Raw genomic sequence first — 8783 nt, forward strand, 5'->3', positions numbered from 1 at the left:
GGTGTTCTGCACTTGCACGCTTTGTAGAGTTTGGAAGAAAGAACACTAAGTTTAAATTTATGAAAGTTGGCGATCGCGTTTGCATTAAAAACTCTGTTGTTGTCTACCACCACCCTGAAAATCGCAGTCAACCATTTGATATTAAGGGTATGGAAGGAGAAGTCGTGGCGATCGTTCACGAATGGCACGGCCGACCTGTCAGTGCTAATTGGCCGATTCTAGTACAATTTGACAAAAAATTTCGAGCTCACCTGAAAGAGGATGAGGTCGAATTGATATCTTCGGAAGTCTAGCTGTCTCAAAATTTGAAGCCGGAACCCAAAGACAAGATCAAATCCGGTCAGTCGATTTTAGATTTTAGATTTTAGATTTTAGATTTACTCCACAGATGAATCTGGAAGCTTGAACTAGGATCTAAAATTTTGTGACGATCGCGACTCCTGTCGGCAAGCAATTATCCGTTTTTGGGCGGGAGTCATATAACTGTTGTAGAGTTTGTAGTGAGGAGTTCAGTTTTTTCTGTAGTTTTTAGTCGATCGGCAGGGCTAAAGTCCTTACTACAAACCATCTTTTTTATTTAACGCTTAATTTTTCGACCGTGCGCGGCTGAACCAACCTAAAATATTCCAATCTCCCTGCATTTTCTGCAATTCCTGCTGATGCTGCTTGGCTGTAGCGTAATACCACTGGCAGTGAAGTTCTAGTTCTTGACGGTACTTAATTTCATCGTAAAACTCGCGGACAATTTGGTGTCTCTGAAAAATTTCGGCCGCGGGAGTCGGTTCTGGGGCAATGTTTTGCAACTCGTGGGGCAGCATGATTGTTTGGGGGCGACTGTGGCAAATCTTGGCTGTGATTGCTCTAGGCTAACACATTTCTAAGTGAGGCGCGATCGCACAACTCTACCTTCAAGATATTGCTGCGATCGTTAACACTATTGAACTGGTCGATAAACTCATTGCTAATTTGTGCGATCGCAGCAGCATCTTCATCTATATTACAGCTCGTACCTAGCACTGCACTAACTAGATTTTGTCTTCTCGTAATTCCCGGCCGCGGTCTGACATGGATATTAAGTTTTTGCTCTAAATTAATCGCTAATCCGATAGTGTTACCTTCAAGCCAGCCGCTGCATTTTTCTAACTCGCCAACTTCTGCACTACTTACCGTCAATACTAAAAACGCATTCGATTGTTCAGGTAAATCGGCTAACTCAAATAAAGTTGTCCAAGCGGTATTTCCCGCCAATACTTCCTCGGCAATTTCTGCACCGCGCCCCAATTCGCGGCGCAATAATTCTGCGGTCGATCTCGTGACATTTCGGGTACTATTTTGACAAGGTTCGATCGATGTTATTACAGGAAACCATTCCCGCGATTTTCGCACTGGATACTGTTTTCCGGCTTCAGTTAATGATATTGGTTGAGTCCAATCGTGTTGGCTGAGGATTTGGAAAAAATGGGCAAGTAATATGTCCAGTAATTTATCGTCTCTGGGGCCGGGCGGACACGGGGACACCCCCCCTACAAAACCCTCGTTTTCCGTAGGGGCAATCCCCCCGTGGTTGCCCCGAAACAGGCTAGGGGAATGGGGGGTTATATCTCCACATTGAATGGAAGTCCAAGCTGTCAGTAAAGCCCAAGAAAAATTACCGAGAAATCCCCAAGCATTACCGTGAATTTGACGTGCTTTCGCCCAGGTTCGCACCGCCCTTAACAAGTTTGTAAATACATCCCAGGACAGATGTTGGCTGACTCTATCCACTATTAAGTCCGCTTCCAAAATACCGACTGCGGCACTCCAACTGAGGGGATCGAAAAAGGGTCGGGCGGCTTCAGATAACGGTTCAATTATCTGGGATTGTCCCAGGGTTGTAGCACAGAGTAAATCGACGGCGACTCCTTCAATTTCCATTCTCAATACTGGCACTCTTGCCGATTTTACCAGTTGGGAGCGATCGCACAATCCTGCTAGTCTATTTTGTACCTGTTTGAGGAATGTTTCCCCTGTTAAAGGGACGGGAATTATACAAATTAAGTCTAAATCGCTGTGGCTGCTTTGTACGCCTATACGTGCCGATCCGATTTGCTGCAACAATGGTGGGTAGCCCAAACATTCTCGACAAGCTTGGGCTACGATCGATTGAATTGCTTCTCGATGCTGTAGCTGTGTTTGGGTTAGTTTGGGATCGAGTTGGTTGATTATTTCTATTAGCGATAGGTTAGATCCATCTTCTCCTGTTTTTGCACTGGAAATTTCTGGCGAATTTTCTGCTTTTAAAGGTATGCGGTATCTAACCTGGAATGGTTCGTTATCGCGGCGGCTAATTAGGGCGATCGAGTCTACTTGAAATTGTACGGGATGCCATTGGGAAAGTTCGGTTTTGGCGGCTTGGGCTGTGGCAAATTGACCTGCAGTTAAATGGGGTGTGAATCCATTAGCCGATTTGGTACTTTGTTCGTTACATTGGGGAAATATTTGTTGGAGTACGGTTTGCAATCGATTTAGTGAATCAGCAGGTTCGGGAATAGGATTTAACCATGCAGTACAGCTAGAAGAGTGGGTAAAAATTTCAAAGTTTGATAGAGTAATGGTAAATGGTTCTAGTTGTTTCAGTGCTTGGGCGATGGCTGCTGCTGCTTCTGGAAAATATGCCTCTGGCACAAAACCATACAGTAGATTGATATGCGGCATCCAGCGGTGAAATTGCCGATCGCAGCGGCGGCGAATTGTTTGAATTGCGGGTAAAATTTCATCCGGCGGAATTATGACAACTGCGCTTCGATAAACAGGTGGGATGGTTTGCAAAAAGGCTGTAGATTCTAGCTGGGTAAGGATACCAAAATGATCGGAGGGATAGATTTTTCCTTCTGTATCTGGTACGGGATTGCAGGCAAATAATTCTATTTTACGAGATATCCAATCTCGATCGTGACTCCTCAACATCATCCTATCTAACCGTGCCGCAAGTTTAGTTAGACTCATTAATTCTGCCAAGGGATTAGCCTGGGGATTGAAAGTGTATCCCGGATCGTCTGGATGGAGTGTTTGCCAAATATCGCTAAAATTGTTTTGGGTTAATATCTCTGCTTGTTCGTTGCCTCTAGCATTAAAATCGCCAACAATTAGGCAATCTCCGGGCTGTGAGTTCAGATATTCTAGCAAAATATTAAGTTGCTTCAATCTCACTTCGAGAGCATTTTTATTGTAATCGCTGGTGAAATGGACGGCGGCGACATTTAGAGTTTGCCCGTTAAGCAGCCACTTTCCTACTAATACCCGCTTCCGCTGCGAGTAGCGATATTCTACTAAGTTAAACCGCAATCTGGATAGCAGCAATAAACCGTGCCATTCCAGCGTCTCGCCTTGGGGAGATTCGGAGAGATTATAACCCTGTACCCAATCTTCAGCTAACAGTATTTCTAACAGGCGCGGCGTTACTTCTTGGAGGGCGATAATATCGGCATCACACTGACGCAGATGTTCTATAATTATGGGAATTCGCTTGGCTGTCTGCGTCTGCTCGGATTCGTAGCGATCTGATAATACGTTAAAACTGGCAATTTTTAATGTTGTTACTGTTACCGACTCTAAGGAATAATCGATGGCTTGCCAATTTTCTCGATCGTAGCGGTAAATAGGTATAGTGTGGAAGTCAGTAACAGAGATCGAAGGTAGCAGGTGAGGAAAAATTTGCTGTTTCTGGTTTTCCGATTCCTCGTTTCCCGCTGCCACCACCCATGCTGTGACTGGTAATTCTCCAGTAGCAAACAAGTCTAGCAGCCGATCGCGATCCCAAACAATTGTTTCCCCGCATTTAACATAACGAATCCGATGCCAGGGAATATCCCCGTTTACTTCCCATTCTGACAGGAGTTTTTCCCGGATATTGCCAGAAATGCGATCGCTAAAACCCAGACTAAAGGCGCGATGGTCTAAACGACTATCCCATAAAATGCGATCGTAAACCTCGCGGATTGTCGCCATTTTTTGTTTTGGAGACTTTGGCTTTGACATTGTATTATTTTGTTATAGTTACCGTTGTATGACAAACGTAATTATATTGTACTACATAAAGAGCGATCGTGTAGGGTGCGCTCAATATTGGCACAAGTTTAGTCCTGGACGCAGAAACCGGGTTTTTTGACGGAAATAGTGCATCAAGGTCTTTTATTTTGGTAAAAAACCCGGTTTCTCAGTCTTGATGCACAATACTCAATCCGGGTTTGTCATCCCCTTTATGAAGGAGGCGATTGAAATCTCCCCCTCTCCCCCTCGCGCTTGGGAAGGGGTTTTTAACCCGGATTTGGTATAACTCCTGAACTTGTGTAGGGGCGACGGCTATAAGTGCTTGATTGAATCCAAAATCCAAAATCTAAAATCTAAAATTCTCTCAAAGCCATCCCCGCAATCGGTAGACGAACAAACCGATGTATTCTTTCAAAGCTTTAGTTGACTGGTTTAACTGATAGGTATCCGGCAATAAATCCAAGGCGACTGCTTGCCAATTGTTTTGGGATGCTGCGATATCCTGCTGCGTTATCTGGAAGTCTGTTGGTGCTGGAATGGTTGCTATGCCTTGCCGCTTGAAAATTAAGAGCGATCGAGTCATGTGCATCGCCGATGTCACTAGCAAAACTGGCCCTTTTATGCCTTTAGCATCTAAAATTTTCCGCACGTTGACCGCATTTTGATAAGTGTTGTGTGAATCTGGGTCTTGCAGAATTGCTGATGCCGGTACACCCATTGTTTGGGCAATTTCTGCCATGTCTGCCGATTCGGGAGCCCCGCCGCCTTTCCAATCTACTCTACCGCCGCTGAGAATTAGCAGGGGACTTTTGCCTTGCCGATAAAGTCGGGAACCGTAGATTATGCGATCGCCCGCTTCCGCTAATTCTACCCAAGGACGGGGAGGTAAAGCTGCTTTGACACCGCCGCCCAAGACGATAATCGCTTCAGCTTGGGGGAGTTCGGCGGTTGGTAAGTTTTGCCATTCGAGCGATCGAACTAACGATTTTGAAACCCAACCGCTACTTCCGAGCAGTAAAATAATTAGAGCTGCAGCAATTGGCGCCGCCGCCCATTTTGGACGCTTCCAAAGTGTGATTAAAGCCGCCATCATTAACAGGCAACTCAACCCCAAAGGATAAATAAACAGCGGCAGGAGTTTCGATAGAAATACAAACATTCAATTGGGAATTTGGCATTGGAAGTACGCTCCCGTAGCCGAAGTATTGGGTATTGGGCCGAAGAACCTTAGTGACTGTTAACTAATGACTAATGACTAATGACTAATGACTAATGACTAATCACTAATGACTAATGACTAAAGCTAGCGACGATCCTCTGGCCCGGACAACCAGTCTAACAATGTAGGAGCTTCACGCCTAGAGGTTTTGCTATATAGTTTGCTCTCCCTTTCCACTACTTCTTTATTGAGGATAGCATCCGAGGTTTTCTCCTTGGAACGCATATTCGGGTTGAGTAGTAATTCGTTGTGCCACCAAGCGACAATTAAACCTGCTGCCACGCCACCAATGACACCAAAGCCAAGACTCAGGGGCAGCGCAGCTCCTACTAAGCGAAACCCAACGGTAAACAACACAAACCATATCAGCGCGGGGCTAAACCCCTTGGAGTCTCCGGTAAATTTTGGCATAAGCTGCAAGTTTTTTTTGTAATAATACAGAAAGATATTGACAATATTAGCAGACAATCAAATTGGCAAGGGCGATCGAACTGCAACTACTCCCCACAAATCAAGTTTAATTGTACCTCTAAGTCTTGCAGGGTATCTACAATGTTTACAGAAATTTGCTCTAATTCTGTAAAAGGTTCAAAAGCTGCTTGCTGTGAACTCAATAGTTCTGCCGTCGCGTCCGCAATATCGCCCCGGCGGTGTTGCAGTCGTTCTCGCAATACTTCAAGTGGTGCGGTGCAGTAAATGATTTGCAGGGGCAAGCCGTGGGATTGAGCCTGATTAATCGCATCGGTTCTCAAGTTTTGGCGATCGAACTTTGCATCTAAAATCACATCCCAACCTCGGTCAGCCAAAATTATCCCCAACTCTAACAATCTACCATAAGTCTGTGCCGTCATTTCATCCGAGTACAAATCTTGCCCGCCACGTTCATTTAAAGGAATTCCCCCTAAATGTTTGCGAACCGCATCGGATCGAATGTGAATTGCCCCAGTGCGGCGAGCCAAATATCGAGCTGCTGTACTCTTGCCAGAACCAGACAAACCAGACATCAAAGTTAACTTTCCCCGGCGCGGTTGTGTGTATTGCCAAGCCAGTTTATAGTAATGAGCGGCAGTTTGTGAAATCTCTGCTTTTTGGGGAGTTGAAATAGCGGAATCGTCCAACATTAACGAAGTTACTTTTGCTCTAACATAAGCTTGACGGCTCAAATACAAAGGCAACATTTGCAGTCCTTCCCAATCGCCTGTTTGTTCGATGTAAGTATTCAGAAAAGCATTGCCTAAGTCTCTGCGCCCGCGCGATTCCAAATCCATTACTGTAAAAGCGACATCGTACATGACATCAACAAAGCGAAAAGGCTCGTTAAATTCAATGCAGTCGAACAGCAAGATTTTATCTGGCCAGAATGCTATATTCCGCAAGTGCAAATCTCCGTGGCACTCGCGAATTTTATTATTGGCAAGCCGTCGGTTAAATAATTCTTGATTTTTTTCAAAAAACGCATCTGTATAATCTTTAGTTTCCTGAAAATGTGCCTGAGTCTGCGGCCCGCCAATATATTTTTCCGAAATCCGGTAATTGTTGTTTATTGCTGTACGAATCTGACTGACTTCGCCAAATGTGCGAATGTAGCTATTACTAATTGCCCTGCTATGAAACTTGGCAACTTCCCGCCCTAAGTCTGCCATAATTTGCTCGGTCAACAGTCCGCGTTCCAACAAACTGAGCAACAGCGATTTTTGAGGAAACTCCCGCATTTTCAGCACGTATTCTACAGCAATTTCGGCTGAATTAATAGCAGGTAAGCTGCTGCCTAATTGAAAGGAATTCCCAATTTTAACAATTGGCAAAACTTCTAGATAAATTTCCGGTGCAGTGCGTCGGTTCAGCAGCAATTCTTCGTTGCAGAAATGCTGCCGTTTCTCCAAAGTTGAATAGTCCAAAAAGCCAAAATTGACTGGTTTCTTGATTTTGTAAGTATAATCTCCTGTCAGCAAAACAAAGGAAGCGTGAGTCTGAATTAGCTGCACTGGTTCTGTCACCCCGTGCGGGTAAAAACCGGGCTGCAACATTTGCTGAATCAGAGGTGGGAGACAAGTCATAGCGATTTTAGATTTGGGATTTTAGATTTTAGATTGGGGATTTTGGATTGTGAATTTTAGATTTTAAGTTGGGGACTTTAGATTGGGAGTGGGGATGTTGACTTTAATCCGATTTATTATAGAGTTGATAGTTAGTGTAAAAAAAAGCAGCGATGACAGAAAATAATCAAGAATCTGGTTCCGTGGATGTGTTTGGCGTGGGAAATGCCCTTGTAGACATCCTAGCATTGGTGGAAGATGAATTTGTACTCGGCCACGGGCTGAATCGCGGCGGGATGACGCTGATGAATTCAGAAACGCAGGGGGGGATTTTGCACGATTTAGAGCACAATTCGCTGCAAATGCGATCGGGAGGTTCGGCGGCAAATACGATGATTGGTTTGGCTCAGAGTGGCGGTAAAGCCTATTATTCGGGGAAGGTTGCTAAGGATACTAACGGCGAATTTTACCGGCAAGATTTGCTGGCGGCGGGGATTGATTTTAATGTGCATCCTGCTGCTGAGTCGAAGGAACCCACTGGTACTTGTGTTGTGCTGACTACGCCGGATGCGGAACGCACGATGTGTACTAATCTGGGGGTTTCTACTACTCTGGCGGCGAGTGATATTGATGTCGATCGACTGGCTCACTGCAAGTACAGTTATGTTGAGGGCTATCTTTGGGATGCTCCTGATCCGAGAAAGGCTAGCATTGAGACGATGGAACAGTCTAAGCGTCTGGGTGTGAAGGTGGCTTTTACTTTTTCGGATGGCTTTTTAGTCGATCGATTTGCTGATGATTTTCACAAGGTGGTTTCGGAATATTGCGATGTAATTTTTTGCAATGCTGATGAAGTTCGGAGCTTTTTTAAGGAGGAATCTCTGGAAGAGTGCGCTCGGAAAATGAGCGAGATTTCTGATTTGGCTTTTATCACTAATGGGGATAAAGGCTGCATGGTGGTGGAGAACAAACAGATTGTTGATGTGGCTGGATTTCCGGTAAAGGCGATCGATACTGTGGGTGCTGGGGATGCTTTTGCGGGCGGTGTTTTGTTTGGAATTACTAATGGTTTGAGTTCTGCACAAGCGGCTCGCTGGGGCAATTTCTTGGCTTCTAGGGTGGTGCAGATTCATGGGCCTCGGCTTGAGGGTTCTCAGGCTCATCTTTTGAGTGAGGTGATTTCTGGTTAGGAATTGAAAGGGGCGATCGCACTTTTTGGATTAAGGGCGATCGCTCTTTTTTTAACCGCAGATAAACGCAGATGAACGGGGATGAACGCAGATGGAGCAAGCCAAATATGCCTGTAGGGGCAATCCCCCCGTGGTTGCCCCCTCAGCGCCGGGGCGGGCACGGGGGCACCGCCCCTACAGTCAAATCGATTGAGTACGCAATGGCGCGATCGCCTACCCGCTTGACGATCGTGCCAAATATGCCTGTAGGGGCAATCCCCCCGTGGTTGCCCCCTCAGCGCCGGGGCGGGCACGGGGGCACCGCCCCTA

The 8783-nt window shown here is 45.6% G+C and carries 8 protein-coding genes; 3 read left to right on the forward strand and 5 right to left on the reverse strand.

Features of this window, described 5'->3' with window-relative positions:
* Positions 1 to 59 precede the first annotated feature (59 nt).
* The gene (locus QUB04_RS29265) at positions 60 to 293 is read left to right on the forward strand and encodes a ferredoxin-thioredoxin reductase variable chain (protein ID WP_006635793.1); all 234 of its coding nucleotides are present in this window, start codon (positions 60 to 62) and stop codon (positions 291 to 293) included.
* A gap of 291 nt (positions 294 to 584) precedes the next feature.
* Here the strand turns inward: QUB04_RS29265 and QUB04_RS29270 are convergent, their stop codons facing one another.
* From QUB04_RS29270 to QUB04_RS29290, 5 genes are all read right to left on the reverse strand, one after another.
* Positions 585 to 818, reverse strand: a complete 234-nt coding sequence (locus QUB04_RS29270) for a hypothetical protein (RefSeq protein ID WP_333289934.1) — start codon at positions 816 to 818, stop codon at positions 585 to 587.
* A 43-nt stretch (positions 819 to 861) separates the two neighbouring features.
* Positions 862 to 4017 (reverse strand): poly(A) polymerase, encoded by a 3156-nt coding sequence (locus tag QUB04_RS29275; RefSeq protein ID WP_333289936.1) that lies wholly within the window; start codon positions 4015 to 4017, stop codon positions 862 to 864.
* Between the two features lie 376 nt (positions 4018 to 4393).
* On the reverse strand, positions 4394 to 5188 hold the full coding sequence (locus tag QUB04_RS29280; protein ID WP_333289938.1) for a YdcF family protein: 795 nt from the start codon (positions 5186 to 5188) through the stop codon (positions 4394 to 4396).
* Between the two features lie 144 nt (positions 5189 to 5332).
* The gene (locus QUB04_RS29285) at positions 5333 to 5659 is read right to left on the reverse strand and encodes a hypothetical protein (RefSeq protein WP_333289940.1); all 327 of its coding nucleotides are present in this window, start codon (positions 5657 to 5659) and stop codon (positions 5333 to 5335) included.
* Positions 5660 to 5745: 86 nt separating this feature from the next.
* The gene (locus tag QUB04_RS29290) at positions 5746 to 7305 is read right to left on the reverse strand and encodes an AAA family ATPase (protein ID WP_333289942.1); all 1560 of its coding nucleotides are present in this window, start codon (positions 7303 to 7305) and stop codon (positions 5746 to 5748) included.
* A gap of 152 nt (positions 7306 to 7457) precedes the next feature.
* Between QUB04_RS29290 and QUB04_RS29295 the strand changes: the two genes are divergently transcribed.
* Both QUB04_RS29295 and QUB04_RS29300 read left to right on the forward strand, forming a co-directional pair.
* The gene (locus QUB04_RS29295; RefSeq protein ID WP_333289944.1) at positions 7458 to 8474 is read left to right on the forward strand and encodes an adenosine kinase; all 1017 of its coding nucleotides are present in this window, start codon (positions 7458 to 7460) and stop codon (positions 8472 to 8474) included.
* Positions 8475 to 8545: 71 nt separating this feature from the next.
* Positions 8546 to 8783: hypothetical protein (locus tag QUB04_RS29300; protein ID WP_333289946.1), on the forward strand; the 238-nt coding region annotated here is incomplete at its 3' end.

Source organism: Microcoleus sp. D2_18a_B4, from assembly GCF_036702475.1.
Taxonomy (GTDB): domain Bacteria; phylum Cyanobacteriota; class Cyanobacteriia; order Cyanobacteriales; family Microcoleaceae; genus Microcoleus.